This window comes from Sulfitobacter sp. HI0040 (assembly GCF_001634885.1).
In the GTDB taxonomy this organism is placed as follows: domain Bacteria; phylum Pseudomonadota; class Alphaproteobacteria; order Rhodobacterales; family Rhodobacteraceae; genus Sulfitobacter.
The window spans coordinates 1-20191 of the sequence record NZ_LWEX01000569.1; the positions used below are offsets into that span (position 1 = coordinate 1).

Consider the following 20191-nt stretch of genomic DNA (forward strand, 5'->3'; position numbering starts at 1 on the left):
GCACCTGCCCCGGCAGTTGAACCGACCCCGGCGGCAGAAGACGCGGACGACGGGGATATCGATTCCTTCTTCGTCAACAGCGGCACCTCCGGCATCACCGCCGAAGAGGATCCGGACGGCGAGATTGACGAAACCCCCGCCCGCCCCGTGGAAAGCATCGCGGCCAAACTGCAGCGCATCCGCGCCGTCGTGTCCCAGCAGGAAACGAGCTTTGCCGAGGATACCGAAGAGGAAGAGGCGCCGGCGGCTTCCATGCCGCAGGACGACGCGGCCCGGGATTTCGCGCAAGGCGAGGACGTGCCGGAGGAGGAGCCGGTTCAGGAAAACGCCGCGCAGGATGATGCCCCCTCCGAACTGCCCGAGGCTGCAGAGGATGACACCGCCCAGGATGCCGTGACCGAACCTGTCGCCGAAGCGGAGGAGGAAGATCACGCCACCACTGCCGAAACAGAAGAACCCGAGGACACCGCCGAAGCGGAGGAAGACGCGCAGGACGTCATTGCCACGGCAGATCCCGTTCTGATGTCTGACCCAGTCGCGGCTGCCCGCCGCGATATCGAAGACGCGCTGGATGCCGATGATGCCGCCGACGAAACCGCTCGCGCCGAAGAGGACGACGAAGACGAAGAAGACGACATTGCCGCCATTCTCGCCCGGCTGGATCAGGCCGATGCCCGTGGTCGCCGGGGTACGATGCGTTTCGGGGCCTCCAACGGCACAGGCAGCGCGGGCCAGATCGACGAGGGCGACCTGAGCGCCATTCAGAACCTCTTTGGCCTTGCCGAAGCAGATGATGAAGCCGAAGGCGAGGAAGAAGAGACTGAAACCGCCCGTGCCACCGCGCCACGCAGCAGTGCCACGGGGACCGAGGTGCGCGCCAGCGCAGAAGCGCGCGGCAGTGCCGACCCCCTTGGCGAGGACGAAGCCGAACCCAAGGGCCGCATCATCACCGTCAACCGCGATGCGCTCGATGCCGCGATGGCCAAGGGTGAGGTCGAAGCCTACGACCCGGCGGAAGACAACGCCGATGCTGGCGACGAACAAAAGGCCGAGAAGCCTGCCGCCGCACAGGACGAAGGCAACAAGGCTCGCCAGCGCAAGCTCCGCAAGGAAGAGGAACTGCGCAAGACCTCCTCCCTCACCAAAGAGGAAGAGGACGAACTGGCGCGCGAACTCGCGCAGGTCGAAGCCGATGACCGTGCTTTGAAAGAGGCGCAGGCCAAATCCCGCGAAACCGCCCAGAACGAGGCCGCGGAAAAGGCCGCCGCCCCCTCGGACGACAGCAGCGCCGAAGAACACGCCGCGGTGCGCGCCGCCGCGCGTGCCGTCCTGCCCGAGATCGAGGATGGCACCGATACCAACATGAGCCGTCTCATGGCGGAAACCGATCATCAGATGGACGAACCCGAAAGCGCCACGCGTCGGGATGCTTTCGCCCATCTGCGGGCTGCTGTCGCCTCCAAGAAGGCCGATCAGGCGATGGGTGGATCGAACGGAAGCGGTGACGACGAGGATGGCGCCTATCGCAGCGATCTGGCCGAAGTGGTGCGCCCGCGCCGCCCCGCCACCTCGCCCGAAGGATCACGCCATCAGCGCCCCGGCGAAGGCCGCCCCGCTCCGCTCAAACTGGTGGCCGAGCAGCGCATCGACACCGCCCGCCCCCGCCCCGCGGGGCCCGTTTCGCCGCGTCGTGTCGCTGCTGTCGCCGAAGTGACCGAGGATACGGACAGCAGCTTTGCCGATTTCGCGGCAGAGATGGGGGCCACGCGTCTGCCCGACCTGCTGGAAGCCGCCGCCGCCTATATTGCCTTCGTCGAGGGCAAGGACCAATTCTCCCGCCCGCAACTGATGACGAAGGTGCGGCAGGCCGATGCGCCCGAATTTTCGCGCGAGGACGGTCTGCGGTCCTTTGGCCAGCTTCTTCGCGCCGGCAAGATCGAGAAGATCAAGGGCGGCCAATTCACCGTCTCCGACGACATCGGCTTCAAGCCGGATCAACGCGCGGCAGGCTGAACCGGCCTGCAGGGCACAACGCTGAAAGGGCGGCACCGAAAGGGCCGCCCTTCTGCTTTGGTGGGGTATCTGCAAATAGGCAGACAGGTGAGCCAATCCGGTCAGGCATCAGAGGCCCGCGACCTTGGTTCAGCCCTTCGGCCCGTCCTCGTCCCGGGCGTCCGGGTCGGCCTGCCCGACCCCACGGAAAACAAACCGGAAGGGAATCGCCCAGATCACACCCAGCGCCACGTAAACCAGCAGTTCCACAAGGATCGAGGGCCGCTCGAACATGCCGATCACGGAGACCGCCAGAATAATATAGAGCGGCAGCCCCACCAGCAGGATCACCAGCGACCACCGCCGACGCGCCTTGTAGGAAAGCGCCATCAGTCGGCGAACGGGTCAGTCACCAGTATGGTGTCCTCCCGCTCCGGCGAGGTGGAAAGAAGCGCGACAGGGCATTCGATCAGTTCTTCGACGCGGCGCACGTATTTGATGGCTTCCGCCGGCAGGTCAGCCCAGCTGCGCGCCCCTTCGGTCGATTGCGACCAGCCCGGCATTTCCTCGTAGACCGGGGTGCAGCGGGCCTGCTGATCCGCCGCAGTGGGCAAATGGTCCAGCCGCTTGCCGTCCAATTCGTAACCCACGCAGATCTTCAGGGTCTCGAATCCGTCCAGCACGTCCAGCTTGGTCAGCGCGATGCCCCGCACCCCGGATGTGGCACAGGTCTGGCGGACCAGAACCGCATCGAACCAGCCGCAGCGGCGCTTGCGGCCCGTGACGGTGCCGAATTCATGCCCCCGCTCACCCAGCCGCTGGCCGTCGGCATCGTCCAGTTCCGCCGGGAACGGGCCTTCGCCCACGCGGGTGGTATAGGCCTTCACGATGCCCAGCACGAAATCGATCGAGCCGGGCCCGATGCCCGTGCCCGTCGCCGCCTGCCCCGCGATCACGTTGGAGGAGGTGACGAAAGGATAGGTGCCAAAGTCGATGTCCAAGAGCGCGCCCTGCGCGCCCTCGAACAGGATGCGCTTGCCCGCCTTGCGCTTCTCGTTCAGCACCTTCCAGACCGGTGCGGCGTATTCGAGCACGGCGGGCGCGATCTCCCGCAGGCTGGCCAGCAGCGCGTCGCGGTCCACGGGGTCAAGGCCGAGGCCACGGCGCAGGGCGTCGTGATGCACCAGCGCGCGGTCTACCCGCAGCTCAAGCGTGGCGTCATCCGCCAGATCGGCAACCCGCACGGAACGGCGCCCCACCTTGTCCTCATAGGCCGGGCCGATTCCGCGGCCCGTGGTGCCGATCTTGGCCACCGAATTCTGCGCCTCGCGCGCGCGGTCCAGCTCGCCATGGATGGGCAGGATCAGCGGCGTGTTCTCGGCGATCATCAGCGTGTCCGGGGTGATGGTCACACCCTGCCCGCGCAGACCCTCGATTTCCTTGACCAGATGCCAAGGGTCCAGCACGACGCCGTTGCCGATCACGCTCAGCTTGCCGCCGCGCACGATGCCCGAGGGCAGCAGCGACAGCTTGAAGACTTCGCCGTCGATGACCAGCGTATGCCCCGCGTTATGCCCGCCCTGAAACCGCGCGATGACGTCGGCCCGTTCCGAAAGCCAATCGACGATCTTTCCCTTGCCTTCGTCGCCCCACTGGGCGCCCACGACGACTACGTTGGCCATGCTGTTCATTCCTTTGCCACGATCCGCGTCCGTATAACCCCCCGCGCGGCAGGGCGAAACCGAAAAACCCGACGGCAAGGCTTGGCCGATCCGGCATGCCGCGTGGACAGCAACGCCCCCTTCCCGCTAAGAAAGCGCCGATCGCACAAAGGAGGGCCCCGCATGGGTTTCGTCATCCGCTGGCTCTGCGCTTTCGTGCTGCTGGCCGCAACATTCAACCCGACGCCTTTCAACTACGTCGACTGGGTGCGCTATTACGGCGACGAGCACCTGTCGATCGCGGTTCTGACGGGCCTTTTGCTGTTCATCGGCTATATCGTTTACCTGCGGGCCACGCTGCGGTCGATCGGCGGCTTCGGGATGCTGCTGGTGCTGGCCGTTATCGGTGCGACGCTCTGGGTGCTGCACGATCTGGGTGTTTTGCGGCTAGACAATTCCAGCGTCAACGTCTGGCTGGGGCTTCTGGCGCTCAGCTTCGTGCTGGGCATCGGGTTGAGCTGGAGCCACATCCGCCGCGCCCTGTCAGGCCAGGCGGACGTGGACGACGTGGACGCCTGAGGGATCACGGGCCGGAAAACGCAGAACGGAGCGATACGGGATGAGACATACGCGGGACCAATCCGAGGATTTCACGAAGTTCTACTTCGACAAGGTCGCCACCGGCGAAGGCTGCGGCTGTGCCGAACGCATCATCGACGTGCATGAATTCAACCGGCTTTCCCGCTCCCGGCGGGGCATATCCGGTTGGTGGCCGCGCAAGGGGGCGTGGCGGCGCTTTCTGCAAAAGGCGGGAATCTACGCGCGGCGCTGACCCGTCCCCGGCCCCTCCTCCGGCAGACGCACCGGCGCGCCGTGGGGCGTGCTGCGAAAGGCCTCCGCCCATGCGTCCCGCAGCTCCCGCCGCTCGGCCTCCGTCGCGAGATCGCGTTCGGCGAGCAGACCTTCCAGCGTTTCGAGCCAAGCGAGGAAATAATCGTCACCCCCGTCGAGCGACCGGTCGAGGCCATGCCGTCGCAGCACCTCGCCAAAACGCGCGGCCCAGTCGGACCAGGTGAAATGACCGGTTTCGTTCAGATGGACCGTCACGGCAAAAACCTGCGCGTGCCACGGTGCGTCAAAGGCAGGCTCCGGCCGCGTCATGCCGGTTCCAGATAGCTTTGCCACAGGTCGAGCACGACCTCGTCGCCGGGATGTTCCGGATGCGCCCAGAGGGCGGCGGCGGGAAAGGCCACCGCATAAAGCGGTTCGGGCCGGTCGCCCAGATCATGGGCCGATGCATCGGGCAGCACATGGGTGCCGTGCCGCCGCAGGATGCGCCCCACCCGGCCCGCGGCATAGGCGGGCATGCGGGTATGGCCGCCCTCCACCATTCGGTTCTCGGAAAACGGACGGGTGCGCACGGCATCACCGGGGCCAAAGGCGGGATCCGGTCCGCCGGGCCGGTCGGCGGGGCCGCCCCGGGCCAGCGCCGCAGGCACATCCGCCGCCTGCAGCTTCTTGGCGGCAAGCGGGCTTTGTGACGGCTCTGCCGCGCCGGAAAGTTCCCCCGGGGAGACGACATCGCGGGCGACCAGCAGATCGGCCAGGGCCGCAAGCCATTTTTCGTAATAGGAAAATCGTGCGTAATCCGGCGGGCGCAACGCCTCACGCGCATGGCGCGATACATCGATGTTCCATGCGCCCAGCGCCCCTGCCGCCAGCGTTACCGCCAACGCACGCGGATGCCATTCCTCGTGCCAGACCTCGCCTTCGGGTTCCGGCACGACAGCGCCATCGCCAAAGCGCCCGCCCATGTCATGGGGGCGCGTCACGGGTTCACCGCAAGGCCGCAGCCGATCATGCTGTCGCGGGTCACCAGTGCGGCAAGCGCCTCTTTGTCCAGCCCCTCCGCCCCCTCGGGCCGGCGCGGTACGACCAGATAGCGCACCTCTGCCGTGCTGTCCCAGACGCGCACGGCGGTTTCCCTGGGCAGGGTCACCCCGAACTCGGCCAGCACCTTGCGCGGCTCGCGCACGGCGCGCGCGCGGTAGGCATCCGATTTGTACCAGCCCGGCGGAATCCCCAGAAGCGGCCACGGATAGCAACTGCACAGCGTGCAGACGACCATGTTGTGTACGGTGCCGGTATTCTCCACCGCGACGATATGCTCGCCCTGCCGCCCGTAAAGGCCCATATCCGCTACTGCAGCCGTGGCATCCTCCAGCAAGGCTGCGCGGAATTCGGGCTCGGTCCATGCCCGTGCGACCACCTGCGCGCCGCCCCGCGGGCCGATGCGGTTTTCATAGGTATCGATGATCGCATCCAGCGCCGCGGGATCGACAAGCCCCTTGCGCTCCAGCAGGGTTTCCAGCGCGCGTACCCGCAGCGCAGGCTCCGGCGGCAGCAGGGTGTGCGGATGGTCGGGACCGTGCGAATGGTCTGAATGATCATGGGGCATGACCACATCCTGCATGGAGCGAATCCCCTTGTCCATCGCCCGCCACGGCAACGCGACATCTATTTGAAAAAACGACATACTTATAATGCCAGAATCTGCGTATTTCATGCTATGGTGAGGGCACGAAACGAGTCTGATCCACCTCAATTCCAGGATAGCCCTCTTACTCGGCGTGGTAGAGTACCGTTTCGACAGACCGCCGCCCCAAAGCGGCGGTCTTCGTTTGCGCCCGCCACCGCTGCCCGCCCTGCCATCCATGGCCGTCCCGCCCCTTCGCGCCGCCTCCAGCGGCAAACCGGGGCCGACCGGCCCGAACCTGCCCTTGCCCCCAAAGCCAAACTTGCCTAGATACGCCCAAAGCCAATTCGAAAGCCGTTCACGCCCATGGAAAACGTCGTTCTGATCATCCACCTGTTCCTCGCCCTGGGCCTTATCGGGGTGGTGCTGCTGCAACGTTCCGAAGGCGGTGGCCTCGGCATGGGTGGCGGTGGCGGCGGCGCCGTTTCAGGACGCGCCGCGGCGACGGCCCTGGGCAAGATGACATGGATCCTCGCCATCGGCTTCATCATCACTTCCATCACGCTGACCATCATCGCGGCGGGAAAATCCGCCGGGGCCTCGGTCATCGACCGGCTGGGCGACTCGGTTCCCGTGTCTTCGGGCACCGCCGGTGACAGCCTGCCCAGCGGAAACGACCTGCTGCCGCCCTCGGCGACAGACAACGCGCCGCTGGTGCCCAGCGCCGATTAAACCAGTAACCGCAACAGATTGAGGATCACGGGGCCGCCGCCAACATCATGTTGCGCCTCGGCCTTGCCAAGATCCGCCGAATCCTGCTATTCTCAAGTCCCGTGGTGCCGCTGTTTCAGCGGCATCGCCAGTCGGACTTTGGGACTGGCGCATCAGAATATCACGGGGGTCTCCGCATATATGGCACGCTATATCTTCATCACCGGCGGTGTCGTTTCCTCGCTGGGCAAAGGTCTGGCGTCTGCCGCTCTGGGTGCCCTGCTGCAGGCGCGCGGGTTCAGCGTGCGACTGCGCAAGCTTGACCCGTACCTGAATGTCGATCCCGGCACGATGTCGCCCTTCGAGCATGGCGAAGTCTTCGTGACGGACGATGGCGCGGAAACCGATCTCGACCTTGGGCATTACGAACGTTTTACCGGCGTCCCCGCCCGCATGACGGATTCGGTGTCTTCCGGGCGCATCTATTCCACCGTGCTGGAAAAGGAGCGCCGGGGCGACTACCTCGGCAAGACCATCCAGGTGGTTCCCCATGTCACCAACGAAATCAAGGATTTCCTCGACATCGGCGATGACGAGGTCGATTTCATGCTCTGCGAAATCGGCGGCACCGTGGGCGATATCGAAGGGCTGCCGTTCTTTGAGGCGATCCGCCAGTTCAGCCACGACAAACCGCGTGGCCAGTGCATCTTCATGCATCTCACCCTGTTGCCCTATCTGGCCGCAAGCGGCGAGTTGAAGACCAAGCCCACCCAGCACTCCGTCAAGGAACTGCAAAGCATCGGGATCGCGCCCGACATCCTCGTCTGCCGCTCCGAACACCCGATCCCGGACAAGGAGCGCGAGAAGATCGCCCTGTTCTGCAACGTCCGCAAGGAAGCGGTCGTGGCGGCCTATGACCTCGCCTCGATCTATGACGCGCCGCTGTCCTACCACGAACAGGGCCTCGATCAGGCAGTGCTGGACGCCTTCCAGATCTCGCCCGCGCCGCGCCCCGACCTTGCCGTCTGGCGCGATGTCTCCGACCGGGTGCACAACCCCGAAGGCGAAGTGACCGTTGCCATCGTGGGCAAATACACCCAGCTCGAAGACGCCTATAAATCCATCAAGGAGGCGCTGACCCACGGCGGCATGGCCAACCGTGTCAAGGTGCGCGTCGAATGGGTCGATTCGGAGCTTTTCGATACGGCTGCCGACGTGGGCCCCCACCTCGAAGGGTTCCACGCCATCCTCGTCCCCGGGGGCTTTGGCGAACGGGGCACCGAGGGCAAGATCAAGGCCGCCCAATACGCGCGTGAGCACAAGATCCCCTATCTGGGCATCTGCCTCGGCATGCAGATGGCGGTGATCGAAGCCGCCCGCAACGTGGCGGGCGTCAAGACCGCCGGGTCGGAGGAATTCGACCACGAAGCGGGCAAGAAACGGTTCGAGCCGGTGGTCTATCACCTCAAGGAATGGATCCAGGGCAACCACAAGGTCGAACGCAAGGTGGGCGACGACAAGGGCGGCACCATGCGGCTGGGCGCCTATGACGCGCGGCTCAAGGAAGGCTCGAAAGTGGCGCTGGCCTATGGCACGACGGCGATCGACGAACGCCACCGGCACCGCTACGAGGTGGACATTTCCTACCGCGAACAGCTTGAGGAAGCGGGCCTGTGCTTTTCCGGCATGTCCCCCGACGGTCGCCTGCCGGAGATCGTGGAATGGTCCGATCATCCGTGGTTCATCGGCGTGCAGTTCCACCCGGAACTGAAGTCGAAGCCTTTCGCGCCGCATCCGCTGTTTTCCGATTTCATCCGCGCCGCGAAGGACATGTCCCGGCTGGTCTGACCCGCCCCGCGCCCCGGATCGCGATTCGCCGCCGAAGGGGTGGCAGGAACGGTGCATTCCCGTTGCACCTGCCCGCCAAGGCGGTATTCCTGCTTCCGTGCTGTCCTACCAACATATCTATCATGCCGGAAACCTCGCGGATGTGCACAAGCACGCCCTGCTGGCATGGGTCCTTGCCTATATGACGCGCAAGGACAAACCGCTCAGCTATCTGGAAACCCACGCGGGCCGCGCGCTCTACGACCTGTCCGATGCCGAGGCCGAAAAGACCGGCGAGGCCGCGCAAGGCATCGAACGGATCGAGGACCGCCTGCCCGCCGATCACCCCTATCGCCGCGCCCTTGAAGGTATTCGCGCAGACCACGGGCCGCGCGCCTATCCCGGCTCCCCCCTGCTGGCCGCAAGGTTGCTGCGCCCGGACGACAGGATCGATCTGGCCGAGTTGCATCCGCAGGAGCACGCGGCGCTCGATCTTGCCATGTCGCCCTACCCCGCCCGCTGTCACCGGATGGACGGGTTCGACATGGCCTATGCCCAGTGCCCGCCGACCCCCCGGCGGGGCCTGCTGCTGATTGACCCCAGCTACGAGATCAAGACAGACTACGACGACATCCCCCGCCATATCGCGAAGCTGCACCGCGCGTGGAACGTGGGCGTGATCCTGCTGTGGTATCCGGTCCTGACCTCCGGGGCACATGCACCGATGATCAAGGCGCTGATGGCCGCGCACCCGGATGCGCTGCGCCACGAGGTGCGCTTTCCGCCCGCACGACCGGGTCACGGCATGGTGGGCTCCGGCATTTTCGCGCTGAACCCGCCCTTCGGCATGGCCGAGGCGGCGCGCCGCCTGAACCCGATATTCGACACCCTCAAGCCTGCCCCAACACACCGGAGAACATGATGCCGAAAGGATACTGGATCGCGAACATGACGGTACATGACACTGACGTCTACGACCGTTACCGCCGCGCCAACGCCAAACCCTTCGCCGAATTCGGCGCGAAGTTTCTGGTGCGCGGCGGCACCCAGCAAGGCCGCGAGGGCGCGGCGCGCCCCCGTACCGTCGTGATCGAGTTCCCGAGCTACGCCGAAGCCGTCGCCTGCTATGAAAGCCCCGCTTATCAGGCCGCGCGCGACATCCGGCTCGACGTGTCGGACGGCACGCTCATCATCGTGGAAGGCTACGACGGATGATTGGCCGCCGGAGCGGCGGGCCCTTGCAAAATAGCGCTTGGGCATTCGTCCCGAACTAGGCTAACAGGGCCCATGTTCAGCCGTCTCTTCCCCCGCCGAAAGGTCGCCAAGGCGCCCCTGCCCCAGCCGACGCCGCAGTTGGCCCTGGGCGCGCTGCTGGTGCGCGTGGCCTTCGCCGACCGGGACTACCGTGCGGACGAGGTCGGCCAGATCGACCGGATCCTCGCGCGGACCTTCGGGCTCAAACCGCTGGAGGCCGCGCGCCTGCGTGCCAGTTGCGAGGCCCTGGAACGCGATGCCCCGGGCACGCCGGAATATATCCGTATCGTGCGCGAAGAAGTCGACTACGCCGATCGCAAGGCACTGGGTCGCGCCATGTGGTCCATCGCGCTGGCCGACGGGCACCGGCATGAGGAAGAAGAGATACAGCTTCTCGCCATCGAAACCGCCCTCGGCCTCACCGATGAAGACATCCGCGCGGCCCGTGACGACGCGCTGAAGTCGCTCTAGCGCAGCGGGGGCCAGCCCCCGGACCCCCGAAGTATTTTTAATCATGAGAAAGTGCGACGCAGACGCTTTGCCTTGGCCCTCCGCTGGCCTATATGGCGGTCATGTTTGCTGATTTCCTCAAACGGCTGTCCCAGCCCGATCAGGCGCCGCTGGCCGATGACGATGCCCGCCTAGCCCTGACCGCCCTGCTTGTCCGCGTCGCCCGCGCCGACAATGACTACGCCGCGCGCGAGCGCGCGCGTATCGACCAGATCGTGCAGAAACGCTATGCCCTCCAGCCGGAGGCCGCACAGACCCTGCGTGGCGAGGCCGAGGCGCTGGAGGCGCAGGCCCCCGACACCGTGCGTTTCACCCGCGCCATCAAGGATGCGGTGCCCTATGAACAGCGCCTGTCGGTGATCGAAGCGATGTGGTCCGTGGTGCTGGCAGACGGCGACCGGGCCGATGAGGAGGACGCGCTGCTGCGGCTCGTCTCCAGCCTGCTGGGCATCACCGATCCCGACAGCGCCATGGCGCGCCAGCGGGTCGAGGCGCGCGGCTGAACAGGCGACGTGAGGTTCGCCTTCATTTGCCGGGATTCACGTTGCAAACCCCGGCTTTTTGCCTCTTTATAGCGCCTTGAAACCAGTAACGGCGCCCGTGTGACATCCGAAACCCCCGTCATCGAAATACATGATCTGCACAAGGCCTACGGCGCTCTTGAGGTTCTCAAGGGCGTCAGTATGACGGCCCCGCGCGGGCATGTACTGTCGCTGATTGGCTCATCCGGGTCCGGCAAGTCGACTCTGCTGCGTTGCTGCAACCTGCTCGAAGACAGCCAGCAAGGCGAGATTCGGTTCAAGGGCGAACCCGTCAGTTGGAAAGGCAGCAGCCATCACCGCCGCCCGGCAGATGCAAAACAGGTGCTGCGCATCCGCACGAACCTGTCGATGGTGTTCCAGCAGTTCAATCTGTGGGCGCATATGACGATCCTGCAGAACGTGATGGAAGCGCCCGTTACCGTGTTGGGCCGTGACCGCGCGGAGGTGGAGCAGGCCGCGCGCGGCTATCTCGACAAGGTGGGCATCGGCGACAAATGCGATGTCTACCCCGCACAGCTTTCGGGCGGCCAGCAGCAGCGCGCCGCCATCGCGCGCGCGCTCTGCATGGAGCCCGAGGCGCTGCTTTTCGACGAACCGACATCGGCGCTCGATCCCGAATTGGAGCAGGAGGTCGTCAAGGTGATCAAGGATCTGGCCGCCGAAGGCCGCACCATGATCATCGTGACCCATGACATGAAACTGGCCGCCGATGTGTCGGACCATGTCGTGTTCCTGCATCAGGGACTGATCGAGGAACAGGGCCCGCCGGAAACACTCTTCGGCGCGCCCGAATCGGAACGTCTGCGTGGATTCCTGTCTTCCACGCAGGCTGCATAACCAAGAAACTTCAACGGGAGAAACCACATGAAGACTATTCTGCTTGCCACCACGGCACTGGCCCTGACAGCGGGCACCGCCTTTGCGGATGCGCATATGAAGACCGTGCGCCTCGGCACCGAAGGCGCCTACCCCCCCTACAACTTCCTTGACGACAACGGCGAAGTCGCCGGTTTCGAGCGCGAGCTGGGCGATGAGCTCTGCGTCCGGGCGGAGCTGACCTGCGAATGGGTCACCAACGACTGGGACAGCATCATCCCGAACCTCGTGTCCGGCAACTACGACGTGATCATCGCGGGCATGTCCATCACGGACGAGCGTGACGAGGTCATCGATTTCTCCGATCCCTACACCCAGCCCGACCCCTCCGCCTTCATCGCGATGAGCGATGACGTGGACATGTCGAACGCCGTGATCGCGGCCCAGTCCGGCACCATCCAGGCGAGCCACATCGCCTCCATGGACGGTGCCACGCTGGTTGAATTCGCAACCCCCGAAGAAACCATCGCCGCCGTGAAGAACGGCGAAGCCGATGCGGTTCTGGCGGACAAGGCGTTCCTCGAACCCATCGCGGAAGCAGAAGCGGATCTCTCCATCGTGGGCGATGACGTGCTTCTGGGCGGCGGCATCGGCCTTGGCATCCGCGAAAGCGACGGTGAGCTGCGGGAGAAGTTCAACGCGGCCATCCAGTCCATGAAGGACGACGGCACGCTCAACGAACTGATCGTGAAGCACCTGCCGGGTTCGGCCACCTTCTGATCCCGCCCCGCGCGGTTCCGGAGGGGAGGGCCAGGCGGCCTTCCCCTTCACCCTTTCGCAAATACTCATATCCGTCCTGACCCACGAGCGCCGCCATTTTCGATTTCTGCGCAGATCCTTCGCAACTGGACGGCCTGACCTGGCTCAGCTGCTACCTGACCACGGGCAAGCACATGGCGCTCTATGGATCGGTGGTCGTCGTGCTTGTGCTGCTGGCGATCACGGCCCCGGTCGCGCTGGCCTTCGGGTTTGCGGGTGCTTCTGCCGCGCGGGCGCAGTTCGCGCCCCTGCGCTGGCTGGGCAAGGCCTATATCGCCATCGTGCGCGGCGTGCCCGACATCGCCTTTTTCCTGTTCTTCGTCATCGCCCTCGATCAGGGGATCGAATACCTGCGCCACAAAGCGCTCTGCCCCGGGTGGGACATGCCCATCCGTCAGGGCAATGATTTCGTCGTCTGCCAGGCGGCCAAGATGCCGCTTGGGAACGCGCCGCAATGGGTGCATGAAACCTATGGTTTCGCCCTCGCCGTCCTGACCTTTTCCATCGTGTTCGGGGCCTTTGCCGCCAATGTGCTCTTCGGGGCGATGCGCGCGGTGCCCCATGCCCAGCTTGAAACCGCCGCGGCCTACGGCATGACCCGGCGCCAGACCTACTGGCGCGTGCTGGTGCCGCAGATGTGGGTCTATGCGCTGCCGGGGCTGTCGAACCTCTGGATGGTGCTGATCAAGGCCACGCCGCTGCTGTTCCTGCTGGGGGTGGAGGATATCGTCTACTGGGCGCGCGAATTGGGCGGCTCGAAGACGCCCCGCTTTACCGATTATCCCCATGGCGACTGGCGGATGTGGTATTTCCTCGGGCTTCTTGTCTTTTACCTGATCTTCACCCGGGTATCGGAAAAAGTGCTCGACCGGCTGATGGACAGGCTGACTACCGGTCAGGCCACCACCGGCGGCGAAGCGCGCAGGCGCGCCGCATGAGCTGTCTTCAGACGATACAGGATTACGGGTTGCGCGCCGTAGGGATCGGCGAGCGGTTGCTGCCACGTGACAATTTCACCCTGTGCGAGCAGTTCACCCTGATCGGCTCCGGCATGATCTGGAACATCTATTTCGGCGTCGTGGCACTGGTGACAGGTTTCTTCTTTGCTACCTTGCTGGGGGTGGGCAAGGCGCAATCGTCCCTATGGCTGCGCAAGCCTGCGGAATGGTTCATCTTCGTCTTCCGCGGCTCGCCGCTCTTCATCCAGTTCTTCTTCGGCTATTTCCTCTTTCTGACTCTGAAATCCCAATACGACTTCTTCGACCCCTTCACCGCCGCTTGGCTGGGGGCTTTGATCGTCCTCTTCTGCAACACCGCCGCCTACTCGGGTGAGATTTTCTATGGCGCGCTGCAATCCATCCCCAAGGGAGACGTGGAAGCCGCGGATGCCTACGGTCTGACCGGCTGGACAAGGTTCAAGCGGGTGATCTGGCCCACCATGTTGCGGCTGGCCTGGCCCGCCTACACGAACGAGGCGATCTTTCTCTTCCATGCCACGACGCTGGTGTTCTTCACCGGGTTCCCGGCATGGCAGCAGCGCGGCGATGCGCTCTATTACGCGAGCTATTTCGCGGACAAGACGTTCAATCCCTTCATCCCCTATCCGATCCTCGCAGGCTATTTCATCCTGCTGACAATTTGCGTCATCGCGGCCTTCGGTGCGGTCAACGCCCGGTTGAACCGGCATCTGCCGCAGGCAAACCGGCGCAAAATTCGCTTGCGTCCCAATCTGATCCGGTAGTATCCAACATTTGATCAAATTATCCGGCGCGTGGGCGTCGGATGCCCTTCGCCGCCCCGGCCAAGCCGCATTTCTCATGCCCACCGCCTTACAGGTGACGTATGAACAACTGGCTCCGTAAGCATCCTCAGGTCCGGACGATCCGCGTGGCCGCGGCCGATCTGAACGGGCAGGCCCGTGGCAAACGCATCCCCACCCGTTTTGCCGACAAGGTCACGACCGAAGGCACCCGTTTTCCCATGTCGGTGCTGAACCTCGACATCTGGGGCGAAGACATCGACGACAGCCCGCTGGTGTTCGATTCGGGCGACGCCGACGGCGTGCTGAAACCGACGGAGCGGGGCTTCATGCCCATGCCGTGGCTCGATGCGCCCACCGCGCTGCTGCCGATCTGGATGTTCCACGAAGACGGCCGCCCCTATGCGGGCGATCCGCGCCATGCCCTGCGTGCCGTGCTCGACCGCTACCGCGAACGCGGCCTCACCCCCGTCTGCGCGGTGGAACTGGAATTCTTCCTGATCGACGATTCGGGCCGCAAGTTGCAGGTGCCGCTCTCACCCCGATCCGGCAAGCGCCGCAAGGCCGCCGAGACGCTTTCGATCCGCGCACTCGACCAGTTCGATGAATTCTTCACCGATCTCTACGACGCCTGCGAAGAGATGGATATTCCCGCCGATACCGCCATTTCCGAAGCGGGGCTGGGCCAGTTCGAGATCAATCTGATGCATTGCGACGACGCGCTGCGCGCCGCCGACGATGCCTGGCTCTTCAAGATGCTGGTGAAGGGCCTTGCCCGCCGTCACGGCTTTGCCGCCAGCTTCATGGCCAAACCTTACGAGGATTATTCGGGCTCCGGCCTGCATACGCATTTTTCGGTGCTGGATACCGAGGGCGAGAACGTCTTCGACAACGGCGGCCCCGAAGGCACAGCGATGATGCGCCACGCGGTCGCCGGTTGCATGAACGCGATGTCGGGCTGCGCCCTTGTCTTCGCGCCGCATCTCAACAGCTTTGACCGCATGGTGCCCGGCGCCCATGCGCCCACGGGTATCTCATGGGCCTATGAAAACCGCACCTCCTCCATCCGCATCCCTTCGGGCAGCCACAAGGCGCGGCGGATCGAACACCGCGTGTCGGGCGGCGATGTGAACCCCTATCTGATGCTGGCCGCCGTGCTGGGTGCCGCGATGAACGGGATCGAGGACGAGGTGGAACCCCCCGCCCCCATTACCGGCAACGCCTATGCCGCCAACCTGCCCCAGATTCCCGGCGACTGGCAAAGCGCCATCGACGCCTTCGAGGCCAGCCCCGAGGTCGCGCGCATCTTCGCGCCCGAGCTTATCCGCAACTTCGTCCTCACCAAGCGGCAGGAATTGCATTACATGCAGGAACTGACCCCCCAGGAACAGGTCGAGATCTATCTCGATACGGTGTGATCCATGAAAATCGGCATCCTTCAGACAGGCCATTCCCCGGACGACTTCAAGGAGAAGCTGGGCGATTACGGCCAGATGTTCACCAAGCTGCTCGCCGGGCACGACTTCGACTTTCAGATCTGGTCCGTCGTGGACAATGAATTCCCCGATGACGTAGGCCAAGCCGACGGCTGGCTCATCACCGGCTCGAAACACGGGGCGTATGAGCCGCATGACTGGATCCCGCCGCTCGAAGAGTTCATCCGCGAAACCCGCGATGACGGTCGCCCCATGATCGGCGTCTGCTTCGGCCACCAGATCATCGCACAGGCCCTTGGCGGCAAGGTCGAGAAATTCGCGGGCGGCTGGTCCGTGGGCCGCACGGAATATGAACTGGAAGGGAACCGCGTGGCGCTCAACGCCTGGCATCAGGATCAGGTCGTCGAACGGCCCGAAGGGGCACAGGTCATCGGTTCTTCCGACTTTTGCGAAAACGCGGCCCTGCTTTACGGTGACAGCATCTGGACGATCCAGCCGCATCCCGAATTTAACCACGATTTCATCGACGGTTTGATCAAGACCCGGGGCAAGGGTGTCGTACCCGATCACCAGTTGCAGGAAGCCAGCGCGTTGCTGGACGCCCCCATCGACAATGCAACCGTCGCGGACCGCATGGCCGCGTTCTTCAAGGAAAACCGAAAGAAAGAGAGGCCCTGATGGCCGACTGGATGGATGAACTCCCCGCATCGGCACGGCAATACCTCGATGGCAAACGCCTCGACGAAGTGGAATGTATCATTCCCGATCTACCGGGGATCGCACGCGGCAAGGCGGTGCCCGCCACGAAATTCGCGCGGCAGGAATATTTCCACCTGCCCGACAGCATCTTTTACCAGACGATCACCGGCGAATGGGGCGAAGCGGCGGGTGATGAGGGTTTCATCGAAAAAGACATGATCCTGCGCCCCGACATGGATACCGCCACGGCAGCACCGTGGACGGCGGATTGGACGCTGCAGGTCATTCACGATGCCTTCAACCGCGACGGCGAACCGGTGCCCTATTCGCCGCGCAACGTGCTCAAGCGCGTGGTGCAGCTTTACCGCGACAAGGGGTGGGAACCGATCGTCGCACCCGAGATGGAATTCTTTCTCGTCGCCCGCAACCTCGATCCCGCGCATGAGATCAAGCCGATGATGGGCCGCTCGGGCCGTCCTGCTGCCGCCCGGCAGGCCTATTCCATGACCGCGGTCGATGAATTCGGCCCGGTGATCGACGACATCTATGATTTCGCCGAAGCGCAGGGGTTCGAGATCGACGGCATCACGCAGGAAGGCGGTGCGGGACAGTTGGAGATCAACCTCATCCACGGCGACCCGGTGCGGCTGGCTGATGAGGTGTTCTATTTCAAGCGCCTGATCCGCGAAGCCGCGCTGCGCCACGATTGCTATGCCACCTTCATGGCCAAGCCCATCGCCGACGAACCCGGCAGCGCCATGCATATCCACCATTCGGTGCTGACGGCAGAGGATGGCCGCAACATCTTTTCCGACGAGGACGGCAAGGAAACGGCGGAGTTTCATCACTTCATCGCGGGCCTGCAGAACCATATGCCCGCGGCACTTGCCGTTATTGCACCTTACGTGAACAGCTATCGCCGCTACGTGAAGGACCACGCGGCACCCATCAACCTCGAATGGGGGCGCGACAACCGCACCACCGGGATCCGGGTGCCGCTGTCCAGCCCCGGCGCGCGGCGGGTGGAAAACCGGCTCGCCGGGATGGACTGCAACCCCTATCTGGGCATCGCCGCCTCCCTCGCTTGCGGCTACCTCGGCCTGACCGAAGGCCGCGACCCGCTGCCCGAATTCCACGGTGACGCCTACGATGGCGACGGCGACATCCCCCGCGTTCTGGGCGAGGCGCTGGACCTCTTCGAGGAATCGACCGCCCTGCACAAGGTGCTCGGCCCCGAATTCGCCCGTGTCTATGGCATCGTGAAACGTGCCGAATACGACGAATTCCTGCAGGTCATTTCCCCGTGGGAGCGTGAACATCTGTTGATGAACGTCTGAGCCATGGACCTGCTCTATGCCAATGACCGGGCCGGGGCCTATCCCGACAGCTGGTATGCGGCCACCGCCACGCCCCTGCCCGCCTTTCCCGCGCTGAAGGGCGAGGCGCGCGCCGATGTCTGCGTGATCGGCGGCGGCTACACCGGGCTTTCGGCGGCGCTGCACCTTGCCGAAGCGGGGCGGCGCGTGATCCTTCTGGAAGCGCAGCGCGTGGGCTTCGGGGCCTCGGGGCGCAATGGCGGGCAGTTGGGCAGCGGCCAGCGGGTCGAACAGGACGATCTGGAGCGTATGCTGGGCGAGGACGCCGCCCGCCGCCTCTGGGATCTTGGCGAGGACGCGAAGGCGCTGGTCAAGGACCTCGGGGCGCGCCACGGGATCGACTGTCACCTCAAGCCCGGCGTGGTCCATACCGCCTCCTCCGACCGGGAGGTGCGGCACCTGCACCATTACGCGGATCATCTGCGCAAACACTACGGCTACGACCAGATCGAAACGCTCGATCACGCCGCCCTGCAAGGCGTCTGCCTCTCGCCCGATTACCGGGGCGGCACGCTGGACATGGGCGCGGCGCACCTGCACCCGCTGAACTTCGCGCTCGGCCTTGCCCGGGCGGCGCGCGACGCGGGCGTGACGATCCATGAAGGCAGCGCCGTGCTGGCCATCGACAAGGGTACCCCCGCCACCCTGCGGACGAAGGAGGGACAGGTCCGGGCCGATCACGTCGTCATCGCCTGCAACGGCTATCTGGGCCGGCTCGATCCGGGCGTGGCCACACGGGTCATGCCCATCAACAACTTCATCGCCGCGACCGAACCGCTGGGCGCGCGCGTGGCAGAGGTGCTACCGCGCGACGTGGCCGTGGCCGACAGCCGCTTCGTGGTGAACTACTTCAGGCTTTCGCACGACGGCAGGCTGCTGTTCGGCGGCGGGGAAAGCTACGGGTATCGTTTCCCCGCGGATATCGCGGCCAAGGTGCGTAAACCCATGGCAGAGATCTTTCCCCATCTGGCGGACATCAAGATCGACTACGCATGGGGCGGCACGCTCGCCATCACGATGAAACGCCTGCCCTACCTTGCCCGGGTGGCGCCCAACATCCTCTCCGCCTCCGGTTATTCAGGGCATGGCGTGGGTAATGCCACGCAGGCGGGAAAGCTCATGGCGCTGGCGATCTGCGGCGATGACGACGGGTTCGATACCATGGCGGCGCTGCCCGCGCCGCCCTTTCCGGGGGGTGTCGCGCTGCGCACACCGCTGCTGGCGCTGGCGATGTCATGGTACGCGATGCGCGACCGGCTGGGCATCTGAAGCGGGGGCCGCGCCTGCGCGCCGCCCGTCACTTCATCTTGGACAGTTTTTCCTGCAATTCGGCCAATTGCTTGCGGATGGCATCCAGATCCTCGCCCGACTCGCTTTCCCGCTCCGGGCCGGAGGACATGCCCCGCCCCTTCGGCCAGCCGCCGGTCATCGCCTTCATAAAGGCCTGCTGCTGCGCCTGCATCACCTCGAGCCCCGGCATCTTCGCCATGGGGTTCATCGTGGTCATGTTTTCCATCACCCGGGCCTGACCGTCGCGCAGCATGTCAAAGGACGCCTGCAGGAACTGCGGCACCACCGACACATCGCCCGACATGTAGCTGCGCACCAGATCGGTCAGCACATCGACGGGCAGAACGGATTCGCCCCGGCTTTCATGCTCCGCGATGATCTGAAGCAGATACTGCCGCGTCAGGTCGTCCCCGGACTTGAGGTCCACGATCTGCACTTCGCGCCCGTCACGGATGAAACCGGCGATATCCTCCAGCGTGACGTAATCGCTCGTCTCCGTATTGTAGAGCCTGCGACTGGCATAGCGTTTGATCAGCAAGGGCTTGGGTTTGTCCGCCACGATCGTCCTCCTGAGAAACGTGCTGCACCGCAGCCTAGGACAGCCCGCCCCAAATGAAAAGAAGATTGCGCCCCGGTCTTTCCCGGGCCCATTCAGCCTGCCGGGCGCATGAAACCGGCGAAGAATTCAGTCAGTGACGCGTGATCCTCCAGCGCCAGCACATGGGCCACGTACTGATCCGGGCGCACGACCACCAGACTGCCCCGCGCCCGGTCGATCCCGCGCAGCGCATAAATGTCCACCTGCGGATCGGGGGCAAAGACCTTTTCATGGTCCGTCAGCCCAAAGCGGCCCTTGGCGGGGCGCAGCAACGCGGGCATATCCGTCACCTCCAGCGCCCGATGGGGCGCATCGAAAACGGCGCGCAGATCGAACAGGGCATCCGGGTCCGCGCCCGGCGGGGTATAGCGGCGCAAGGGGCTCGCCCCGTCGGTGCCGAGCCGGTCGCAAAACCGCGCCACGGC

The 20191-nt window shown here is 64.7% G+C and carries 23 protein-coding genes and 1 pseudogene; 17 read left to right on the forward strand and 7 right to left on the reverse strand.

Annotation, left to right across the window (positions count from 1 at the left end; genetic code table 11):
- A partial coding sequence (locus A3728_RS23325; RefSeq protein WP_067928167.1) for a hypothetical protein occupies positions 1-2013 on the forward strand: 2013 nt, incomplete at its 5' end.
- Positions 2014-2142: 129 nt separating this feature from the next.
- On the opposite strand, the gene A3728_RS20690 is transcribed toward A3728_RS23325, so the two are convergent.
- Positions 2143-2382 carry a DUF2842 domain-containing protein gene (locus A3728_RS20690; protein WP_067928169.1) on the reverse strand — a complete coding sequence of 80 codons (240 nt, stop codon included), beginning with the start codon at positions 2380-2382 and terminating at the stop codon, positions 2143-2145.
- On the reverse strand, positions 2382-3674 hold the full coding sequence (locus tag A3728_RS20695) for an adenylosuccinate synthase (RefSeq protein ID WP_067928172.1): 1293 nt from the start codon (positions 3672-3674) through the stop codon (positions 2382-2384). The genes A3728_RS20690 and A3728_RS20695 overlap by 1 nt, the downstream gene beginning before the upstream one ends.
- Before the next feature lie 162 nt (positions 3675-3836).
- On the opposite strand from A3728_RS20695, the gene A3728_RS20700 reads away from it, so the two are divergent.
- Together A3728_RS20700 and A3728_RS20705 are read left to right on the forward strand one after the other, a co-directional pair.
- Positions 3837-4232: a DUF6524 family protein gene (locus A3728_RS20700; protein WP_067928174.1), complete on the forward strand. Its 396-nt coding sequence runs from the start codon at positions 3837-3839 to the stop codon at positions 4230-4232.
- 40 nt (positions 4233-4272) lie between these two features.
- Positions 4273-4485, forward strand: coding sequence for a hypothetical protein (locus tag A3728_RS20705; RefSeq protein ID WP_067928178.1), 213 nt, complete (start codon positions 4273-4275; stop codon positions 4483-4485).
- On the opposite strand, the gene A3728_RS20710 is transcribed toward A3728_RS20705, so the two are convergent.
- Genes A3728_RS20710 through nthA form a run of 3 tightly spaced genes read right to left on the reverse strand, consistent with a single transcriptional unit; the run spans position 4470 to position 6111 of the window.
- The gene (locus A3728_RS20710; RefSeq protein ID WP_067928181.1) at positions 4470-4814 is read right to left on the reverse strand and encodes a nitrile hydratase accessory protein; all 345 of its coding nucleotides are present in this window, start codon (positions 4812-4814) and stop codon (positions 4470-4472) included. The two genes, A3728_RS20705 and A3728_RS20710, sit on opposite strands and share 16 nt — an antisense overlap.
- A complete protein-coding gene (gene nthB / locus A3728_RS20715; RefSeq protein WP_067928184.1) occupies positions 4811-5485 on the reverse strand; it encodes a nitrile hydratase subunit beta in 675 nt (224 codons plus the stop codon). Before nthB ends, A3728_RS20710 begins: the two co-directional genes overlap by 4 nt.
- The gene (nthA, locus tag A3728_RS20720) at positions 5482-6111 is read right to left on the reverse strand and encodes a nitrile hydratase subunit alpha (RefSeq protein ID WP_067928232.1); all 630 of its coding nucleotides are present in this window, start codon (positions 6109-6111) and stop codon (positions 5482-5484) included. Before nthA ends, nthB begins: the two co-directional genes overlap by 4 nt.
- A 384-nt stretch (positions 6112-6495) precedes the next feature.
- Between nthA and secG the strand changes: the two genes are divergently transcribed.
- From secG to A3728_RS20790, 14 genes are all read left to right on the forward strand, one after another.
- Positions 6496-6861, forward strand: coding sequence for a preprotein translocase subunit SecG (gene secG / locus A3728_RS20725; RefSeq protein WP_067928187.1), 366 nt, complete (start codon positions 6496-6498; stop codon positions 6859-6861).
- Positions 6862-7041: 180 nt separating this feature from the next.
- Positions 7042-8688, forward strand: a complete 1647-nt coding sequence (locus A3728_RS20730) for a CTP synthase (protein WP_067928235.1) — start codon at positions 7042-7044, stop codon at positions 8686-8688.
- Between the two features lie 97 nt (positions 8689-8785).
- Positions 8786-9589, forward strand: a complete 804-nt coding sequence (locus A3728_RS20735; RefSeq protein WP_067928190.1) for a 23S rRNA (adenine(2030)-N(6))-methyltransferase RlmJ — start codon at positions 8786-8788, stop codon at positions 9587-9589.
- Positions 9589-9882, forward strand: coding sequence for a DUF1330 domain-containing protein (locus A3728_RS20740; protein ID WP_067928194.1), 294 nt, complete (start codon positions 9589-9591; stop codon positions 9880-9882). Before A3728_RS20735 ends, A3728_RS20740 begins: the two co-directional genes overlap by 1 nt.
- A gap of 72 nt (positions 9883-9954) precedes the next feature.
- A complete protein-coding gene (locus A3728_RS20745; RefSeq protein WP_067928198.1) occupies positions 9955-10392 on the forward strand; it encodes a tellurite resistance TerB family protein in 438 nt (145 codons plus the stop codon).
- A 101-nt stretch (positions 10393-10493) separates the two neighbouring features.
- Positions 10494-10934: a tellurite resistance TerB family protein gene (locus A3728_RS20750; protein ID WP_067928238.1), complete on the forward strand. Its 441-nt coding sequence runs from the start codon at positions 10494-10496 to the stop codon at positions 10932-10934.
- Positions 10935-11033: 99 nt separating this feature from the next.
- The gene (locus A3728_RS20755; RefSeq protein WP_067928201.1) at positions 11034-11810 is read left to right on the forward strand and encodes an ABC transporter ATP-binding protein; all 777 of its coding nucleotides are present in this window, start codon (positions 11034-11036) and stop codon (positions 11808-11810) included.
- A gap of 27 nt (positions 11811-11837) precedes the next feature.
- A complete protein-coding gene (locus A3728_RS20760) occupies positions 11838-12569 on the forward strand; it encodes a transporter substrate-binding domain-containing protein (protein ID WP_067928205.1) in 732 nt (243 codons plus the stop codon).
- A 95-nt stretch (positions 12570-12664) separates the two neighbouring features.
- Complete coding sequence (locus A3728_RS20765) at positions 12665-13546, forward strand: ABC transporter permease (RefSeq protein ID WP_067928208.1); 882 nt, start codon at positions 12665-12667, stop codon at positions 13544-13546.
- On the forward strand, positions 13543-14349 hold the full coding sequence (locus tag A3728_RS20770) for an ABC transporter permease (RefSeq protein ID WP_067928211.1): 807 nt from the start codon (positions 13543-13545) through the stop codon (positions 14347-14349). The genes A3728_RS20765 and A3728_RS20770 overlap by 4 nt, the downstream gene beginning before the upstream one ends.
- Before the next feature lie 101 nt (positions 14350-14450).
- Positions 14451-15785, forward strand: a complete 1335-nt coding sequence (locus A3728_RS20775; RefSeq protein ID WP_067928214.1) for a glutamine synthetase family protein — start codon at positions 14451-14453, stop codon at positions 15783-15785.
- 3 nt (positions 15786-15788) lie between these two features.
- A complete protein-coding gene (locus tag A3728_RS20780) occupies positions 15789-16481 on the forward strand; it encodes a type 1 glutamine amidotransferase (protein ID WP_067928216.1) in 693 nt (230 codons plus the stop codon).
- The gene (locus A3728_RS20785) at positions 16481-17839 is read left to right on the forward strand and encodes a glutamine synthetase family protein (RefSeq protein ID WP_067928220.1); all 1359 of its coding nucleotides are present in this window, start codon (positions 16481-16483) and stop codon (positions 17837-17839) included. Before A3728_RS20780 ends, A3728_RS20785 begins: the two co-directional genes overlap by 1 nt.
- Positions 17840-17842: 3 nt before the next feature.
- The gene (locus A3728_RS20790) at positions 17843-19147 is read left to right on the forward strand and encodes an NAD(P)/FAD-dependent oxidoreductase (RefSeq protein WP_067928223.1); all 1305 of its coding nucleotides are present in this window, start codon (positions 17843-17845) and stop codon (positions 19145-19147) included.
- A gap of 28 nt (positions 19148-19175) precedes the next feature.
- Here A3728_RS20790 and phaR read toward each other — a convergent pair whose 3' ends face one another.
- Positions 19176-19727, reverse strand: a complete 552-nt coding sequence (phaR, locus tag A3728_RS20795; protein WP_067928226.1) for a polyhydroxyalkanoate synthesis repressor PhaR — start codon at positions 19725-19727, stop codon at positions 19176-19178.
- A 92-nt stretch (positions 19728-19819) separates the two neighbouring features.
- A pseudogene (locus A3728_RS20800) lies at positions 19820-20191 on the reverse strand (3-hydroxybenzoate 4-monooxygenase); the annotation flags it as partial.

Excerpts from the sequence above, each read along its gene's own strand:
- A3728_RS20690 (WP_067928169.1), bottom strand. The coding sequence starts at position 2,382 with ATGGCGCTTTCCTACAAGGCGCGTCGGCGGTGGTCGCTGGTGATCCTG.
- A3728_RS20695 (WP_067928172.1), bottom strand. The coding sequence starts at position 3,674 with ATGGCCAACGTAGTCGTCGTGGGCGCCCAGTGGGGCGACGAAGGCAAG.
- A3728_RS20700 (WP_067928174.1), top strand. The coding sequence starts at position 3,837 with ATGGGTTTCGTCATCCGCTGGCTCTGCGCTTTCGTGCTGCTGGCCGCA.
- A3728_RS20705 (WP_067928178.1), top strand. The coding sequence starts at position 4,273 with ATGAGACATACGCGGGACCAATCCGAGGATTTCACGAAGTTCTACTTC.
- A3728_RS20710 (WP_067928181.1), bottom strand. The coding sequence starts at position 4,814 with ATGACGCGGCCGGAGCCTGCCTTTGACGCACCGTGGCACGCGCAGGTT.
- nthA (WP_067928232.1), bottom strand. The coding sequence starts at position 6,111 with ATGCCCCATGATCATTCAGACCATTCGCACGGTCCCGACCATCCGCAC.
- secG (WP_067928187.1), top strand. The coding sequence starts at position 6,496 with ATGGAAAACGTCGTTCTGATCATCCACCTGTTCCTCGCCCTGGGCCTT.
- A3728_RS20730 (WP_067928235.1), top strand. The coding sequence starts at position 7,042 with ATGGCACGCTATATCTTCATCACCGGCGGTGTCGTTTCCTCGCTGGGC.
- A3728_RS20740 (WP_067928194.1), top strand. The coding sequence starts at position 9,589 with ATGCCGAAAGGATACTGGATCGCGAACATGACGGTACATGACACTGAC.
- A3728_RS20745 (WP_067928198.1), top strand. The coding sequence starts at position 9,955 with ATGTTCAGCCGTCTCTTCCCCCGCCGAAAGGTCGCCAAGGCGCCCCTG.
- A3728_RS20750 (WP_067928238.1), top strand. The coding sequence starts at position 10,494 with ATGTTTGCTGATTTCCTCAAACGGCTGTCCCAGCCCGATCAGGCGCCG.
- A3728_RS20760 (WP_067928205.1), top strand. The coding sequence starts at position 11,838 with ATGAAGACTATTCTGCTTGCCACCACGGCACTGGCCCTGACAGCGGGC.
- A3728_RS20770 (WP_067928211.1), top strand. The coding sequence starts at position 13,543 with ATGAGCTGTCTTCAGACGATACAGGATTACGGGTTGCGCGCCGTAGGG.
- A3728_RS20775 (WP_067928214.1), top strand. The coding sequence starts at position 14,451 with ATGAACAACTGGCTCCGTAAGCATCCTCAGGTCCGGACGATCCGCGTG.
- A3728_RS20780 (WP_067928216.1), top strand. The coding sequence starts at position 15,789 with ATGAAAATCGGCATCCTTCAGACAGGCCATTCCCCGGACGACTTCAAG.
- A3728_RS20785 (WP_067928220.1), top strand. The coding sequence starts at position 16,481 with ATGGCCGACTGGATGGATGAACTCCCCGCATCGGCACGGCAATACCTC.
- A3728_RS20790 (WP_067928223.1), top strand. The coding sequence starts at position 17,843 with ATGGACCTGCTCTATGCCAATGACCGGGCCGGGGCCTATCCCGACAGC.